Annotated in this window: 13 protein-coding genes; 3 read left to right on the plus strand and 10 right to left on the minus strand. The window is 70.4% G+C overall.

Annotated elements, in window-relative coordinates; all coding sequences use genetic code 11:
• Positions 1–219 precede the first annotated feature (219 nt).
• Positions 220–1,533, minus strand: coding sequence for an MFS transporter (locus MMSR116_RS12950; protein WP_039892620.1), 1,314 nt, complete (start codon positions 1,531–1,533; stop codon positions 220–222).
• Positions 1,534–1,732: 199 nt separating this feature from the next.
• On the opposite strand from MMSR116_RS12950, the gene MMSR116_RS12955 reads away from it, so the two are divergent.
• A complete protein-coding gene (locus tag MMSR116_RS12955; RefSeq protein ID WP_010682720.1) occupies positions 1,733–2,884 on the plus strand; it encodes a DHH superfamily phosphohydrolase in 1,152 nt (383 codons plus the stop codon).
• 99 nt (positions 2,885–2,983) lie between these two features.
• Here the strand turns inward: MMSR116_RS12955 and lptB are convergent, their stop codons facing one another.
• The 9 genes from lptB to MMSR116_RS13000 all read right to left on the minus strand — a co-directional run bounded on the left by lptB (position 2,984) and on the right by MMSR116_RS13000 (position 13,991).
• Positions 2,984–3,841, minus strand: a complete 858-nt coding sequence (gene lptB, locus MMSR116_RS12960) for an LPS export ABC transporter ATP-binding protein (protein WP_010682719.1) — start codon at positions 3,839–3,841, stop codon at positions 2,984–2,986.
• Positions 3,842–3,849: 8 nt separating this feature from the next.
• A complete protein-coding gene (locus MMSR116_RS12965) occupies positions 3,850–4,524 on the minus strand; it encodes an LptA/OstA family protein (RefSeq protein ID WP_010682718.1) in 675 nt (224 codons plus the stop codon).
• Positions 4,521–5,279 carry an LPS export ABC transporter periplasmic protein LptC gene (gene lptC, locus MMSR116_RS12970; protein ID WP_010682717.1) on the minus strand — a complete coding sequence of 253 codons (759 nt, stop codon included), beginning with the start codon at positions 5,277–5,279 and terminating at the stop codon, positions 4,521–4,523. Before lptC ends, MMSR116_RS12965 begins: the two co-directional genes overlap by 4 nt.
• A 221-nt stretch (positions 5,280–5,500) precedes the next feature.
• Positions 5,501–7,333: a molecular chaperone HtpG gene (gene htpG, locus MMSR116_RS12975; RefSeq protein WP_010682716.1), complete on the minus strand. Its 1,833-nt coding sequence runs from the start codon at positions 7,331–7,333 to the stop codon at positions 5,501–5,503.
• Between the two features lie 133 nt (positions 7,334–7,466).
• A complete protein-coding gene (locus tag MMSR116_RS12980) occupies positions 7,467–9,455 on the minus strand; it encodes a potassium transporter Kup (protein ID WP_010682715.1) in 1,989 nt (662 codons plus the stop codon).
• Positions 9,456–9,616: 161 nt separating this feature from the next.
• Positions 9,617–10,489, minus strand: coding sequence for a carboxylating nicotinate-nucleotide diphosphorylase (gene nadC / locus MMSR116_RS12985; RefSeq protein WP_010682714.1), 873 nt, complete (start codon positions 10,487–10,489; stop codon positions 9,617–9,619).
• Positions 10,486–12,009: an L-aspartate oxidase gene (locus MMSR116_RS12990; RefSeq protein ID WP_039892354.1), complete on the minus strand. Its 1,524-nt coding sequence runs from the start codon at positions 12,007–12,009 to the stop codon at positions 10,486–10,488. Before MMSR116_RS12990 ends, nadC begins: the two co-directional genes overlap by 4 nt.
• Positions 12,006–13,022 (minus strand): quinolinate synthase NadA, encoded by a 1,017-nt coding sequence (nadA, locus tag MMSR116_RS12995; RefSeq protein ID WP_039892617.1) that lies wholly within the window; start codon positions 13,020–13,022, stop codon positions 12,006–12,008. Before nadA ends, MMSR116_RS12990 begins: the two co-directional genes overlap by 4 nt.
• A gap of 138 nt (positions 13,023–13,160) precedes the next feature.
• Positions 13,161–13,991, minus strand: coding sequence for an aldo/keto reductase (locus MMSR116_RS13000; RefSeq protein WP_039892353.1), 831 nt, complete (start codon positions 13,989–13,991; stop codon positions 13,161–13,163).
• 297 nt (positions 13,992–14,288) lie between these two features.
• Between MMSR116_RS13000 and paoA the strand changes: the two genes are divergently transcribed.
• Positions 14,289–14,939: an aldehyde dehydrogenase iron-sulfur subunit PaoA gene (paoA, locus tag MMSR116_RS13005; protein WP_039892352.1), complete on the plus strand. Its 651-nt coding sequence runs from the start codon at positions 14,289–14,291 to the stop codon at positions 14,937–14,939.
• Between the two features lie 10 nt (positions 14,940–14,949).
• On the plus strand, positions 14,950–15,924 hold the full coding sequence (locus MMSR116_RS13010) for an FAD binding domain-containing protein (RefSeq protein ID WP_010682709.1): 975 nt from the start codon (positions 14,950–14,952) through the stop codon (positions 15,922–15,924).
• Positions 15,925–15,939: the final 15 nt, after the last annotated feature.

Raw genomic sequence — 15,939 nt, forward strand, 5'->3', positions numbered from 1 at the left:
TGAGGCCGCCCAGATCCCATCCCAAATACGCGCCACCGATCGGCACGAATGTAGATCGTATATTCGTGCTCGCGCAATCGTCCGCTGATCTCCGAAGATCTGGTCAGCCAGAGGCCCTCGCCACCGTGTGCCCGCTCCGGAGGCCGGACCGACTGATCGAGCCGGCCCGCATCGCTCGCCCCAGCATCGCCGCGGGGCACGCGTGACACCAGGATCGCCTCAGGGCGCCGCGTGCAGACCGCCCATGACGGGGGCCGCCGGTACCTCCTCGGCGATCGGTTCCTGGATCAGGGTCCAGTAGCCGAGGGCGGCCACCAGGGCGATCGCGGCGCCGGTGATGAAGGCCATGGAGAAATGGCCGGTCCCGCCGACGATGAAGCCGGTGACGGTCGGAGCCAGGGCGCCGCCGATATAGCCGCCGAAATTCTGCATCGCCCCGAGCGAGGCGGTGCAGCTCGCGGGCGCCGCCACGGAGGCCATCGCCCAGGCGGACGACGAGCTCATGTAGACGAGGAAGAGCGAGGCCGAGATGCAGGCGATGGCGAGCGTGTCGCTCGGCGTCAGGGCGGCCACCACGGTGAAGGCCGCGGTCGCCACCAGGGATGCGACCATCGGGATCTTGCGGCTGCGGATCGGGTCGACGCCGCGCCGGACCAGCACGTCCACCACACGGCCGCCGAGGATCCCGCCCAAGACCCCGAAGGCGAACGGGATCGAGCCGACCAGGCCGGTCTTCTGCAGGGTGAAGTGCCGCTCGATCTCAAGGTAGCTCGGCAGCCACGCGGTGTAGAGCCACGTCATGTAGATGCAGCCGAAATAGCCGACGATCATGCCCCAGCTGGTGCGGAACCCGAACAGCCGGCGCCAGGCGCTCCAGGTGACCGCGCTGCTCGCGTTCGGCGCATCGCCCTCCTCCAGGAAGGCGCGCTCCCCGGGCGTCAGGTCGGACTCCCGCGGGTTGCGGAACACGAGGTAGACGATGGCGGCGAGCCCGAGCCCCGCGATACCCATGATCACGAACATCGCCCGCCAGCCGAAGCTCACCATCAGGAAGGTGAGCAGCGGCAGGGCCAGGAAGGTGCCGAGCGACGAGGCGCAGTTCCAGATCCCCGTGGCGGTGCCGCGCTGGCGGATGTTGAACCAGTCGCGGGAGACCCGGGCGCAGGTCGGGAAATGCGGCGCCTCGCCGACACCGAGCACGATCCGCGCGCTCACGAACTGCCAGAACGACGTCACGGCGCCGCCGAGCATCTGGCCCAGGGACCAGCAGGTGAGGCCGAGGGTGAGCGTCAGGCGCGGGCCGAGCCGGTCGGCCAGGGCGCCCGCGGGGAGCTGCGCGAAGGCGTAGGCCCACAGGAACGCCGAGAGCAGCAGCCCCATGTCGGGGATGGAGAGGCCGAGATCCTCGCGGATCAGCGGGTTGGCCACCGCCAGGGTGGCGCGGTCGACGTAGTTGACGACGCCCGCCGTCACGAGGAGCGCGAGCGAGATCATCTGGATACGCCGGAGGCGCGGCGTCGCGGCCGTGACCATCGTATCCTCGGCCATCGTGTCCTCCCCAAGCTGACGGGCCCCTTCGGGGTCTCCAGGGTCCCACCGGTCGCGCGCGACTCGTGAGGGCCCGGTCCCATTCTGCACCGAACCGGATCGGGGGGAAGAGTCCGTCGCCCCTCGCCTCGCGGCGCGGGGCGTCGTAGACCGCCCGTCACCCTCACCGTTCGAGACAGCACCGTTGCGCCTGACCCAGATCACCCACCACGACCTCGACGGCTACGGGGCCTCCACGGTGGCGGCCGCCTGCGCGCCGGTCGACCGCGTCGTGCACGTGCCCCGCTACAGCGATGTCGGCCCGGTCTTCGAGGACGAGATCAAGCGCCTCGGCCGCGCCGCCGAGAGCGAGATCCTCCTGATGACCGACCTCGGGCTGGAGGAGCAGACGATCGCGGGACTGAAGAAGTTCGCCGCCCTGAACCGCCGCCGCGAGGAGGGCCGGAAGCACCGCCTCGTCGTTCTCGACCATCATGCCTCGTCGCTGGACCAGCTGCGGCGCCTTGGCCTGGAGCCGGCCGCCGATCCGGCGCGCCCGGGCCTCCACCGGATCGACCTGAACGACCCCGAGATCGCGATCCTCATCGAGGAGGACATCTGCGCGACGCGGATGACCTACGAACACCGGGCGCTCTTCGCCGCGCAGGAGCCCGCGACGGATCTCGCGAGCTTCCTCACGGCGGTGGACGCCCTCGACCTCTGGCGGAAGGAGAGCCCGGCCTTCCGCGGCGGCCTCGCGCTGGACGAGCTGTTCTGGGACGTGGTCTCCAGCTACGTGCCGGTCGGTCATCCCTGGCACGACCGCTTCGTGTCCGACATTCTGCTCGCGGCCGCCGCTGCCCTGCGGGATGGCGCGGACCCGGCCGATCTGGAGCGGCGCGCCACGGCGATCCGCACGGGCGTGGTCGACGCCCTGCTTCGAGACGCTCCCGACGACGATCCGGCGCTCACCACGCGCATGCGGCTCGCCCGGGCGCTCGCCCGATCGGACGCCCTCTTCCGCCCGCTCAAGGACGGCACGCTCCTGTCCTTCGCCCTCGACGCGGGGACCTTCCAGCGGGTCTCCGACCTGATCATGGATGCGGGGCGGGCCAAGCGCGTGGTCAACGTACAGCGGATGGGCACGCTGTCGTTCCGCTCGAATGACAGCACGGCGCTCGACGGCGCCCGGCTGTTCCGCGGCGGCGGCCACAGGGACGCGGCGGGCGGCCGACTTCAGAGCGGCTCGGCCTTCTCGATGGCGGACGCGATCGCCCAGGTGGAACCGGTGCTCAATCCCGAGAAGCCCGCCGGGTCGGACAGCCCGTTCGCGGCGCTGAAGAACTGGAAGGGGTAAGCGGTCGCCGCCCCGGTCGCGCCGTCGTCGCGAGGCCTGATTCGCCTCGCTCTCTTCGCGCAGACGGGGATACCTTGTGCCCTGGACCGGAGAACCGGTTCAGAGCCTGAAATCCTCGCCGAGATACAGGCGCCGCGCCTCGGGGTTCGCCACGATCTCCTCGGGCGTGCCCTCGGTGAGGATTCGGCCGGAATGGGCGATGTAGGCCCGGTCGATGAGGCCGAGCGTCTCGCGGACATTGTGGTCGGTGATCAGCACGCCGATGCCGCGCTGCTTGAGGTGCTTCACCAAGTCCTGGATGTCGCCCACCGCGATCGGATCGATGCCCGCGAAGGGTTCGTCCAGCAGCATGAAGGTCGGCGAGGAAGCGAGCGCCCGGGCGATCTCGCAGCGGCGCCGCTCGCCGCCCGAGAGCGCGATCGAGGGCGACTTGCGCAGGCGGGCGATATCGAACTCCTCCAGCAGGGCGTCGAGCTTGCGCGCCCGCTCCTTGCGGTCGGGCTCCGCCACCTCCAGCACGGCGCGGATGTTGTCCTCCACGGTCAGCCCGCGGAAGATCGAGGCCTCCTGCGGAAGGTATCCGATCCCGAGCCGGGCCCGCTGGTACATGGGCAGATGCGTGATCGGCAGGCCGTCCAGGGTGATATCGCCGCGGTCGGCCGCCACCAGCCCGGTGATCATGTAGAAGATCGTGGTCTTGCCGGCGCCGTTCGGTCCGAGCAGGCCGACCGCCTCGCCGGTGCGGACCGTGAGCCCCGCCTCGTGGACCACCGTGCGGGCGCCGTAGCTCTTGCGCAGGCCGCGCACGCTCAGGATGCCGGGGCCGCCTGCGTCGGCGGCGGACCAGCCATCCGCCCCGATGACGGGATCGTCCTGCTGTCGCGCGTGCCGGCCGAACAGGCGGCCGAGCCATGTCGCGCGGCCCGCGGATGGTTGCGGACCAGCCTGGAATGCCACGGCGCCGCTCAATTGACCTGTGTCCGCGGCTTCGCCGACGGACCCGCCGGCGGCTGCGTGCAGCCCTTGCCCTTGCCGTCCTTGGCCTCGGCCTTCTCGCCCGGCACGAACAGGGCCGAGACGCGCCCGCCCGGCACCGGGTCCATGTTGGCGCGGCCGGTGTTCATGTCGTAGACCAGCCGCTGCCCGCGGGTGACGTTCTGGCACTGGCTGAGCACGACGTTGCCGGTCAGAACGATCCGCTTCGCGTCCTGGTCGAATTCCGCATGGTCGCCCGTGGCGACCTGATCCTTCTGCACCACCGTCACCGGGCCGGCGCAATCGACCTTCTGGATGCCGTTCTCCGCCGGATTGCGCGGCGGGGCCGCCTCGGACGCCTCCGCGATCTCGCCCTTGGCGGCCTTGCCGGGCGTGTCCTTGCCGCGCTTGTAGGTGACCGTCATGGTCGAGCACCGGATCGTGCTGTCGCCCTGAACGGCCACCACGTTGCCGGCGAAGACCGCCCGGTTCTCCCTGTCGAACACGTCGAGCCGGTCGGCGTCGATCTTGATCGGGTCCTTGCCGCCGCCGCCGATATTGCCGAAGGGCGAGTCCTTGCGCGCCGCCGACTTTTCGGCGAGCGCCGGGCCGCCGAGCATCAGCCCCGCCGCCAGGACGGCGCAGAGGATTCGGGCAGCGCTCATCGGGTGCCGTCCGCCGGCTGCGCGTCCGAGGTCTGGATGCGCAAGGGCACCTTCTCGGGCGGCCTGTTCTCGGACGGCCTGTCGCCCGGTTTGGCCACCTCATCGTCGTTCACGATGACCACGTGGACGTTGCCGACGAAGGAGATCCGCTTGCCGCTCTCCACCACGTCGAGGGTGTCGGCGTTCACCGTAGCCCGCGGGCTCGACACGACGACGGGTTCCTGCGAGCTGATCGCGCCGGTCTTGAACGTCACGGCGGCGGAGCGCAGCCGCGCCTCCTCGCCCTTGTCGGTCCAGATCCGGATGTCGTCCTTGAGGTCGAGGGCCTCGCGGGCCGTGTCGAACAGGCCGGAGGCGGCCGAGAGCCGGGCCACGCCACCCTGGTCGTCGGTGGCGATGTGGCCGCGCATCTGCTGGAGCTCGATCTGGCTCGGCTTGCGCACGTCCTGCAGAGCGGCGTCGGCCGTCACCTCGTAGCCGCGCGTGCCCTGCCGGAAGCCGGCGAGCCGCGGATTCTCCATCCGCACCTTGGAGCCGGCGAGGGTCACGGGCCCGACGGAGACACCCGGAAGATTGGCCGCGAAGGGGTTGAACAGGTAGGCGAGCAGCGCCACCACCGAGCCGCCGGCGGCGACCGGGATCAGGCGACGCATCGCGCGCACGCGGCCGCTGTGGCGGTAGGCCTGGGCATGTGCCCGCGTCCGCGCCGCCGCGACCGCCTGTCCGTTGCCGGCTTGAGCCTCGACCGGATTCATGCAGCGTCCGTGAGGCGCGCCCGATGCGCGCGAAAGGGTTCGGCTGAGACGCGTGCGGCCCCCACCGCGCCCGCGCCATCGAGCGGGCATGCGCCCGACCGGTGGCGAAGTTATGGCTTGACCATTTCCGAATGATCAACCGAACCCGCAATCATCGGGAACGGATGTGTGTGGAGACACACGCGGCGGGCAGCATTCCCGCCGCGTATGTCCCCCTTCTTCTAGGCGCCGCGGGCCGCAGCCAGAGCCGCCGCCACCGTCCGGGCAAAGGCGGCCGGATCGCGGGGGCTGTCACCATCCTGGATCCGGGCGAGATCGAGCAGCGTGCCGGCCGCCTGCGGTAGCTCGGCTTCTGGAGCCGAAGCCAAGGCGCGAATCAGCGGGTGGCGCGGGTTGATCTCCAGGACCGGCTGACCGGCGCCGGGACGTCCGGCCCGGCGCATCAGCCGCTGCATCTGCAGATCGGGACCGCCGGTGCCGGCCGAGAGGACGACCGCCGAATCGACCAGCCGGTCCGTGGTGCGCACGTCCGAGACTTCAGCGCCGAGCGCCGTCTTCACGGCAGCCACGAAGGCGTCGATCCCCTCCGGGGCCGCCGGCTGCTCGCCGTCCGAGGCGAATTTCGAGAGGTCGAGCCCGCCCTTGGTGATCGAGCGGAGCGGCTTCTCCTCGAAGGTGCCGAGCTGGTCCGGCCAGAAGGCGTCGACGTGATCGGAGAGGAGCAGCACCTCCAGGCCCCGCGCCTTGAATCCCTCGAGCTGGGGCGACGACTTCAGCGCCTCGGCATCGTCGGCGACGAGGTAGTAGATCGCCTCCTGCCCGTCCTTCATCCGGGACACGTAGTCGGGCAGCGAGGTCCAGCCCTCCGCCGCCGAGGAGCGGAAGCGCAGGAGCGGCGCGATCTCGCCCCGGCGCTCGAAATCCTCGTAGATGCCCTCCTTGAGGACGGCGCCGAAATTCTCCCAGAACGGCTGATAGCCCTCCGCGTCCTTGGCCCGGGTGGCGAGTTCTGAGACGACGCGGCCGGTCACCGCCCGACGGATCCGCGCGAGCGCCGGCGTCGACTGCAGCATCTCGCGGGAGACGTTGAGGGGCAGGTCCTCGGTATCGACCACGCCCTGGACGAAGCGCAGCCACGGCGGCAGCAGCTCCGCCTCGTCGGTGATGAACATCCGCCGCACGTGCAGCCGGACCTTGCTCTGCCGGTCGTTGTCGAGGGCCTGGAAGGGCTTCGCGCCGGGAGTGAACAGCAGCGCGGAGAACTCGAGCTGTCCCTCGGCGCGCCAGTGCAGCGTCGCCCAGGGCTTGTCGAAGTTCATGCCGACGGAGCGGTAGAATTCCTCATATTGCTCCTCGGTGACTTCGGACTTGGGCTTGCGCCAGAGGGCGGTGGCCTGGTTGGCCGATTCGTCCTTGCCGTCGCGCACGACGGCGATCGGCACGGTGATGAAGTCCGCCCATTTCCGCACGAGGTGGTCGAGCCGGTAGGGCTCCAGGTACTCGTCGGCGTCTTCCTTGAGGTGCAGCACGATGTCGGTGCCGGGCTCGGACCGCGTCGCGGGCTCCAGCGTGTAGCTGCCCTGCCCCTCCGAGGCCCAGGTCCAGGCCTCTTCGCTGCCGGCACGGCGCGACGTGACGGTCACCCGGTCGGCGACCATGAAGGCCGAGTAGAAGCCGACGCCGAACTGGCCGATCAGGCTCGGCCGATCCTCGGCCTTGGCGGATTCGAGCGTCTGCGAGAAGGCCCGGGTGCCGGACCGCGCGATGGTGCCGAGGTTGGTGGCGAGATCCTCCTTGGTCATGCCGATGCCGGCATCCGAGACGGTCAGGGTCCGCGCCTCCTTGTCGGGGGCGATGCGGACCTTGGCGTCCGGCGGCAGGGCGCTCGCCGCCGAGGTGAGGGCCTCGAACCGCCGCCGGTCCATGGCGTCGGCGGCGTTGGCGACGAGTTCGCGCAGGAAAATCTCGCGGTCGGAGTAGAGCGCGTGCACGACGAGGTCGAGGAGGCGTCCGACCTCCGCCCCGAATTCGTGCCGCTCGATCGTCTCGCTCACGGGTGGTGTCTCCGCTGTGGGGAAAATGGCGGAGGCGATATGCTGGCGAACGACGCCGTTTGCAATGCGTAGGCCGGGCGGCTGCGGGCAGGCAGGTGCCGCTTCGCGGCGTGTTCCTGTGTGCCTCGAGAAGTCAGATCTCGATCTCGGTTCCCACCTCGACGATCTGCCGGGTCGGCAGGCCGAAATGAGCGCCGGTGCGCTCGGCGTTGCGCTTCATGAAGGCGAACAGGCCCTCGCGCCACGTCGCCATGCCGGGATTGCTCGGCGACGGGATCACCACCTCGTGGCCGACGAAGTAGGTCATGTCCTCCAGGTATTCCGGCGGCAGCAGGCCACTGGCCACGGCGCATTGCAGGCCTTCGGGAATCGAGGCGGTCTGCATGAAGCCGTAGCGCAGGACGACGCGCTCCATGCCGGGCGTGTACTTGGAGATCGCCTTGCGGATGCCCTGGGCCACCAGCGTGACCTGCGCCCGCTCGCTCGCGGGGATCACGGGCTCCTCCTCGTACAGCACGGTGATCAGCAGGATCCGCTCGTGGAGACAGCGGCTGCGCTCCAGCAGGCGGCCGAGCGCCATCGGGATTCCCTCGGTGGCGGCCGTCAGGAACGCCGCGGTGCCGGGCAGCGTGACCGGCGGGTGCGTGGCGAGGCGCGTCAGGAACGTGGCCTCCGACATGCGCATGGTCTGGCGGACGGATTCCAGGACGTGGTTGCCCTTCATCCAGGTCAGCATCAGGAAAGCCACGGCGGCGGCGAGCAGCAGCGGAAACCAGCCGCCCTCGAACAGCTTCACACTGTTGGCGGCGAAGAACACGCTGTCGATGGCGAGGAAGAAGCCGTTCACCGCGACGACCAGGATCGGATTATAGCCCCACCGGAGCGCGATCAGCGCGGCGAGCAGAGTGGTGATGCCCATCAGCGCCGAGACCGCGATGCCGTAGGCGCCCGCCAGCGCGTCCGACGAACCGAAGACCACGACGGCCGTCAGCGTCGCGGCAGCAAGCAGCCAGTTGACAGCGGGCACGTAGATCTGGCCGCGCTCGTCCCGGTCGGTGTGGACCACCCGCATCATCGGCATGAAGCCGAGCTGGATCGACTGCTGGGTCAGCGAATAGACGCCCGAAATCACCGCCTGCGAGGCGATCACCGTCGCCATCGTGGCCAGCGCCACCAGCGGGTAATGCGCCCAATCGGGGGCGAGCAGATAGAACGGGTTCTCGATGGCGCCCGGGTCGGCGATGACAAGAGCCCCCTGGCCGCAATAGTGGATGAGCAGCGCCGGCAGCACGAGGACGAACCACGCGATGCGGATTGCCGGGGCGCCGAAATGGCCGAGATCGGCGTACATCGCCTCGCCGCCCGTCACCGCCAGGAACGCCGCCCCCAGCATCAGGAAACTCACATGCCAGCCGGCATGGACCAGGAAGTCCACCGCCCGCCAGGGATTGGCGGCTCCCAGGATTTCCGGCGTGCGCAGGATGCTCGGGATAGCGAGCAGAACCAGCACCACGAACCAGACCAGCATGATGGGGCCGAAGACGCGGCCGATGGCGGCCACGCCCTTGTGCTGCACCAGGAACAGCCCGATCAGGATCACCAGCGTGATCGGCACCACGTAGGGGCCGAGCGCCGGTGCATCGACCTTCAGGCCCTCGATCGCCGACAGAACCGAGATCGCCGGCGTGATCGCCCCGTCGCCGTAGAGCAGCGCCGCGCCCACAAGGCCCACCACCAGCAGCAGCGCCTTCCACGTGCCCGGACGCGCCTGCCGCGCCCCGAGCAGCGCCAGCATGGCCACGATGCCGCCCTCGCCGCGGTTGTCGGCGCGCAGGATCAGCACGGCGTATTTCAGCGACACGATCAGGATCAGAGACCACAGGATCAGCGACACCGCGCCCGTGGCCGCCGCCGGCACCGAGGCGCCCCCGCTGGTCGCCGCCTTCACCGCCTCCTTGAACGCGTAGAGCGGGCTCGTGCCGATGTCGCCGTACACCACACCCAGCGCGCCGAGCATCAGCGCCGCACCGGGACCCTGCCTGACCGCGCCGGGCTTGCGGGGCACCCGCGCTGCCGGAAGGGCGACCGCCGGGGCAGCCGCGGAATGCAGGGCTTGGCTCACGGGCAGGTCTCGTCAATGGCGTCGCATTTGGCGAAACCATAGCAAGTCGGTTGTGCGGCGATAGACTCGCATCAACTCCGACGCGACCACGCCGAAGACTTGTCACCCGAACGTGATGACAGGGGAATGTCAGCTCCGAGGGCGGGAGCCGCGGCAACCGCTCAGGCGGCGTCGAGGCCCAGGTCGATGATCGCCGCCGAGTGGGTGATCCAGCCGCAGGAGATCAGGTCGACGCCCGAGGCCGCGACCGCCCCCACCGTCTCCCGGGTGATCCGGCCTGAAGCCTCCGAGAGGGCGCGGCCGTCGATCATCGCCACCGCGCGAGAGAGCTGCTCGGGACTCATGTTGTCGAGGAGCACGGCGTCCACGCCGACCGACAGGGCCTCCTCCAGTTGCTCCAGGCTGTCGACCTCGCACTCGATCTTCACGAGGTGGCCAGCGCGCGAGCGGGCACGCTGAATGGCCGGCACGATCCCGCCGGCGACCGCCACATGGTTGTCCTTGATGAGCACCGCGTCGTCGAGGCCGAAGCGGTGATTCGAGCCGCCGCCCGCGCGCACCGCGTGCTTCTCCAGGGCGCGCAGACCCGGGGTGGTCTTGCGGGTGCAGACGATCGACGCCTTGCCGTGCGGACGCGCCGCCGCGACGAGGCCGTGGGTGGCGGTGGCGACGCCCGACATCCGGCAGAGCAGGTTGAGGGCGACGCGCTCGGCGGTGAGGATCGCCCGGGCCGGCCCATCGAGGCGCAGCACCACGTCACCCGGCGCAACGTGGGCGCCGTCGCCGCGCTCGACTGTCACGGTCACGGCCGGATCCACCAGCGCGAACGCGATGGCCGCGGCGTCGGTGCCGGAGATGACGCCGTCCTGCCGGGAGGCGATCACGCCGCGCATCCGCTCGCCCGGGGGCACGATGGCGTCGGTTGTGATGTCGCCCGCCCGGCCGAGATCCTCCAGCAGGGCGGCACGGACTACCGGCTCCACGAGGAGCCGCGGCAAGGGGAGGATCTCTTCGGGGAGAACCGATCGGGTCATGGCGTCAGCGCCTCCTCGGCGGACGGGATGGCATGAGGCGCGGCAACCAGCTCGGCCAGCGTGGTCTCGGTGTGGGCCGCCGGGGCGATATGGGGAAAGTCGCTGCGCCAGTGCGCGCCGCGGCTCTCCCGGCGGGCAAGCGCGCCGCGGGCGATGAGCAAGGCCACCAGGGCGGCGTCGCAGGATTCCGCCAGCGGCTCCAGGGCAGCGACGGCACTGGCGAGACCCGCGTCGTACCGCACGACCCCGACCTTGCTCTCCATCATGTCACGGAGTGCCGGCAGATGGCTGCCCGCACGCATGCTCACGGCCTCCGGCACGATGGCGGCGGGCGGCGGCGCATCGAGCCCGTCGGCGATGAATCGCGCGTAGGCGAGCCCCTCCAGCAGGGAATTGCTGGCGAGGCGGTTGGCGCCGTGAAGCCCCGTGGAGGAGACCTCACCGCAGGCATACAGGCCCGGCACCGAGGTCGCGCCGTACGCGTCCACCTTCACGCCGCCCATGTGGTAGTGCGCCGCCGGGCGGACCGGGATCGGCTGGACGGCCGGGTCGATGCCGGCGGCGGCGCAGAGCCCCGCCACCGTCGGGAACCGGTCGGGCATCGCGGTGCCCAGACCCCCGCGGGCGTCGAGGTAGACGGTCCGCCCCCGCTGCAGCGCCTGGAAGATGCCACGGGCGACCACGTCGCGCGGCGCGAGGTCTCCGCCCGCGATGCCGGCCATCACGGGCGCGCCGGCCTCGTCGATGAGGCGGGCGCCCTCGCCGCGCAGGGCCTCGGTGGCGAGCGGCATCGGGTCGGCGCCGACCGCGATGGCGGTCGGGTGGAACTGCACGAACTCCATGTCGCGCATCACAGCCCCAGCCCGGGCGGCCAGCGCCAGCCCGCGGCCGACCGCGCCCGGCGGGTTCGTGGTTGCCCCGTAGAGGGCGCCGACGCCGCCGGTGGCGAGCACCACCGCGCGGCCCGGGATGCGGAACAGGGCGCCGTCGCGCTCGGCGACGATGCCGGCCACCGCCCCGTTCGTGTCCCGCAACAGGTCGCAGGCCCGCGCCGTCACGATCTCGATCGAAGGCGCTTCGAGAACGGCCCGGACCAGCCCTTCGAGGACGCGTGCCCCGGTGGCGTCGCCGCCGGAGCGGACGATGCGGCGGCGGCCATGGGCCGCCTCGAGCCCGAGGGCCAGTGCGCCGTCCTCGGCACGGTCGAACGGGACGCCGATCCGCACCAGCCAGTCGATCAGCGCCGGCCCTTCCTGCGCGACCCGGAGCGCGACGTCGGGCTCGGTCAGCCCGGCGCCGGCCGCCTCGGTGTCGGCCGCGTGGAGCGCAGCCGCGTCGTCGACACCGACCGCGGCGGCGATGCCGCCCTGGGCCCATCCGGTGGCGGTGCCGAGGCCGAGGGGTGACGCGGTGACCAGCATCACGGGACGGGGTGCGAGGCGCAGCGCGACGCTGAGCCCTGCGACACCGCCGCCGACCACGACGACGCGGTCGGCCATGGTGGGTGAGACGGCGTTCATCGCGTGCGCACCTGGAGCATGCGCTCCACCGCGGCCCGGGCGCGATCGGCCAGCGCCGGATCGACCGTGACCTCGTGGGTCATCGTCTCCAGCGACCGCCGGATGTTGCGCAGGCTCATCCGCTTCATGTGCGGGCACATGTTGCAGGGCTTGATGAACTCGATGTCCGGGTTCTGCGCCGCGATGTTGTCGGCCATGGAGCACTCGGTGACGAGCACCACCTGCTTCGGCCGCTTCTCGACGACGAAGTCCATCATCATCGCGGTGGAGCCCGAGAAGTCCGATTCGGCCACCACGTCCGGCGGGCATTCCGGGTGCGCGATCACCGTGACGCCGGGATAGCTGTCGCGGACATCGCGGATGTCGGCGGGCGTAAAGCGCTCGTGCACCTCGCAGTGGCCGGCCCAGGTGAGGATCTCGACCTCCGGGATCTCGGCCTGGACGTTCTGCGCAAGGAACTCATCGGGAATCATCAGAACGCGCGGGGCGTTCAGCGACTTCACCACTGCGACGGCGTTGCCGGAGGTGCAGCACAGGTCTGACTCGGCCTTAACGGCCGCCGAGGTGTTCACGTAGGTCACGATCGGCACGCCCGGGTACTTGGCGCGCAGGCCGCGCACGTCCGCGGCGGTGATCGAGTCGGCCAGGGAGCAGCCGGCGCCCATGTCGGGAATCAGCACGGTCTTGGCCGGGTTCAGGAGCTTGGCCGTCTCGGCCATGAAGTGGACGCCCGCCAGCACGATCACGTCGGCATCGACGGTTACCGCCTCACGAGCGAGGGCGAGGCTGTCGCCGACGATGTCCGCCACCGTGTGGAAGATCTCCGGTGCCTGGTAGTTGTGCGCCAGAATCACGGCGTTGCGCTCCCGCTTCAGGCGCAGGATCGCCTCGATGTCCGGAGCGAGCGCCGGCCACTCGATCGCCGGAACGTGCCGGCTGACGCGGGCGTAGAGATCCGGCAGGGGCAGGCCCGGGATCGTCGTGCGGGAGACGGGTGCAACGGTCGCCGCCATGGCGTCCTCCATTATGCTCAGTTTGAGCATTGTGCCGCCTAACTTATGGGGGCCGAGGACGCCTGTCTAGATATGCTAGCTGTGAGCATAAATCTTTTGCGGCGCGGTGTTATGCTGCGCCGCCGAAGACCCGTGCGATCAGCAGAAGGTCGCCGGGTCGGGTCCGATCCGGCCGTCGGGCCGATCGAGGGTTGCGATCCTCTCCATCTCGTCGGCGCCGAGTTCGAAGTCGAACAACGCGATGTTCTCGAGGATGCGTTCCGGTCGGGCGGTTTTGGGGATCGCCACGCAGCCGATCTGCATCTGCCACCGCAAAACCACCTGCGCGGGCGTCTTCCCGCGGGCCTTCGCGATCGCGAGAATAATCGGGTCGTTCAGCTCCTTGCCCTGGCCCAGCGGGCTCCACGACTCGGTCACGATGCCGTGACGGGCATCGTCGGCCCGCGGGGCCTTGCGCTGGAAATGCGGGTGCAGCTCGATCTGATTCACGGCCGGTGCGACGCCGGTCTCGCCGACCAACGTGGCAATGTGCTCGGCCGCGAAGTTCGAGACGCCGATCGACTTGGCCCGCCCCTCCTCGCGGAGCTGGATCAACGCCTTCCAGGTCTCGACGAACAGGCGCCGCTGCGGGCACGGCCAGTGGATCAGGTAGAGGTCGACATACGGGAGGCCCAGGCGCTGCAGGCTCTCGTCGAAGGCGCGCCGCGCCTCGTCGCGCCCCTGGCGATCGTTCCAGAGCTTCGTGGTGAGGAAGATCTCCTCCCGCGCGACGCCCGCATCGCGGACGCCGCGGCCGACACCGGCCTCGTTGCCGTAGACGGCGGCGGTATCGATCAGGCGATAGCCGGCCTGGAGCGCCCGACCGACGAGGTCAGGCGCCTGGGCATCCGAGAGCTGCCAGCAGCCGTAGCCGATCTGCGGGATGCGGCGTCCGTCATTGAGGGCGAGGGTCGGGACGGTTGCGGCCATGCGGCGAGGCTCCGAGGGCTGGCACAAGACCCATCTATATCGTTGCGCTGTGCCGCGGACGAAAGCGCCCGTCTTTGCGAGCGCAGCGAAGCAATCCAGCGGCGCCACGTTCTGCGAAGTCGCGCGGCCCTGGGTTGCTTCGCTGCGTTCGCAAAGACGGCGGGCGACGCCGTGCCTGACCCGGCCGCGCTGAACGGGCGCAGTCTGGATCGGATCTAATCCTTGCAGCCGGACGTTGGCGCACCGGATTCCAGGCTGCGCCGCGTCCCATGCGCCGCGCACGAGCGGGATAGCAGCATGACAGACGCGACACCGAAGACGCCGTTCGCCTTGACGCGGCGCGCCGTGGTGGAGGGTTGCGCCGCGGCCGGCGTGCTCGGCGCCTTCGGGTTCCGGCCAGCACCCGCGGCGGCGGCACCGGGCGATCCCGCGCCGCAGACAATGCCGGTGCGTCTCACCATCAATGGGCAGCCGCACGATCTCAACCTCGATACCCGCACCACGCTCCTCGACGCGCTGCGCGAGCATCTGGCGCTGACGGGCACCAAGAAGGGCTGCGATCACGGGCAGTGCGGCGCCTGCACGGTGCTGGTCGACGGGAGGCGGATCAATTCCTGCCTGACGCTGGCGGCGATGCACGAGGGCGACCAGGTCACGACGATCGAGGGACTCGCGGACGGCGAGAAGCTCCACCCGATGCAGGCCGCCTTCCTGGAGCATGACGGCTTCCAGTGCGGCTACTGCACGCCGGGCCAGATCTGCTCGTCGGTCGGCATGCTGATCGAGGCCAAGGCCGGCTGGCCGAGCCACGTCACCGAGGATCTGGCCTCGACCCCGACGCTGAGCGACGCCGAGATCCGCGAGCGGATGAGCGGCAACATCTGCCGCTGCAGCGCCTACCCGAACATCGTCGCGGCGATCCGCGACACCGCCGCCAGCAACCTCTGAGGAGGCGGACATGAAGGCTTTCACCTACGAGCGTCCCGCCACCGTGCAGGACGCCGCCAGGCTCGCGGCCGAGCGGGCGAACGCGAAGTTCATCGCCGGCGGCACCAACCTCCTCGACCTGATGAAGCTGCAGATCGAGACCCCGGCGACACTCGTCGACGTCAACCGGCTGCCGCTGGACAAGGTCGAGGCCACGCAGGATGGCGGCCTGCGCATCGGAGCCCTGGTGCGCAATTCCGACCTCGCCGCCGACCCACGGGTCCGGAAGGACTACGCCGTTCTGGCGAAGGCCCTGCTCGCCGGCGCCTCGGGGCAGCTGCGCAACAAGGCGACCACCGCCGGCAACCTGCTCCAGCGGACCCGCTGTTACTACTTCTACGACACGGCCATGCCCTGCAATAAGCGCGAGCCGGGCTCGGGCTGCTCGGCGATCGGCGGCTTCAATCGCATCATGGCGGTGGTCGGCGCGAGCGAGGCGTGCATCGCCACCAACCCCTCCGACATGAACGTCGCCATGCGGGCCCTCGACGCCACCGTCGAGACCATGGATCCGGATGGACAGGCGCGCCGCATCCCGATCGCCGACTTCCACCGGCTCCCCGGCGACACGCCGCAGATCGAGACCGACCTGCGCAAGGGCGAGATCATCACGGCGGTCACGCTGCCCAAGCCGGTGGCCGGCACGCACATCTACCGCAAGGTCCGCGACCGGGCTTCCTACGCCTTCGCCACCGTGTCGGTGGCCGCCGTGATCGCGGGCGCCGAGGGCGGCAAGCCTCAGGCAGCCCGCCTCGCCTTCGGCGGGTTGGCACACAAGCCCTGGCGTGTGGCCGAGGCCGAGACCGCCCTTGTGCAGACCGGTTCTGCCGACGCCGCCGCCGACGCGGTGCTCAACGGCGCCCGCGGCTACGGCAGCAACGACTTCAAGATCCCGCTGACCCGGCGGACCCTGCGCGCCGTCGTGGCGCAGGCTACCCGCGCGTAAGAACGCCGAAGGACC

Source organism: Methylobacterium mesophilicum SR1.6/6 (assembly GCF_000364445.2).
Classification (GTDB): domain Bacteria; phylum Pseudomonadota; class Alphaproteobacteria; order Rhizobiales; family Beijerinckiaceae; genus Methylobacterium; species Methylobacterium mesophilicum_A.

Bases quoted from the DNA above. Each gene is read 5' to 3' on its own strand.
- MMSR116_RS12990 (WP_039892354.1), bottom strand. From the start codon at position 12,009: ATGAACGCCGTCTCACCCACCATGGCCGACCGCGTCGTCGTGGTCGGC.
- MMSR116_RS12950 (WP_039892620.1), bottom strand. From the start codon at position 1,533: ATGGTCACGGCCGCGACGCCGCGCCTCCGGCGTATCCAGATGATCTCG.
- nadC (WP_010682714.1), bottom strand. From the start codon at position 10,489: ATGACCCGATCGGTTCTCCCCGAAGAGATCCTCCCCTTGCCGCGGCTC.
- nadA (WP_039892617.1), bottom strand. From the start codon at position 13,022: ATGGCGGCGACCGTTGCACCCGTCTCCCGCACGACGATCCCGGGCCTG.
- MMSR116_RS12965 (WP_010682718.1), bottom strand. From the start codon at position 4,524: ATGAGCGCTGCCCGAATCCTCTGCGCCGTCCTGGCGGCGGGGCTGATG.
- lptC (WP_010682717.1), bottom strand. From the start codon at position 5,279: ATGAATCCGGTCGAGGCTCAAGCCGGCAACGGACAGGCGGTCGCGGCG.
- paoA (WP_039892352.1), top strand. From the start codon at position 14,289: ATGACAGACGCGACACCGAAGACGCCGTTCGCCTTGACGCGGCGCGCC.
- MMSR116_RS13010 (WP_010682709.1), top strand. From the start codon at position 14,950: ATGAAGGCTTTCACCTACGAGCGTCCCGCCACCGTGCAGGACGCCGCC.
- MMSR116_RS13000 (WP_039892353.1), bottom strand. From the start codon at position 13,991: ATGGCCGCAACCGTCCCGACCCTCGCCCTCAATGACGGACGCCGCATC.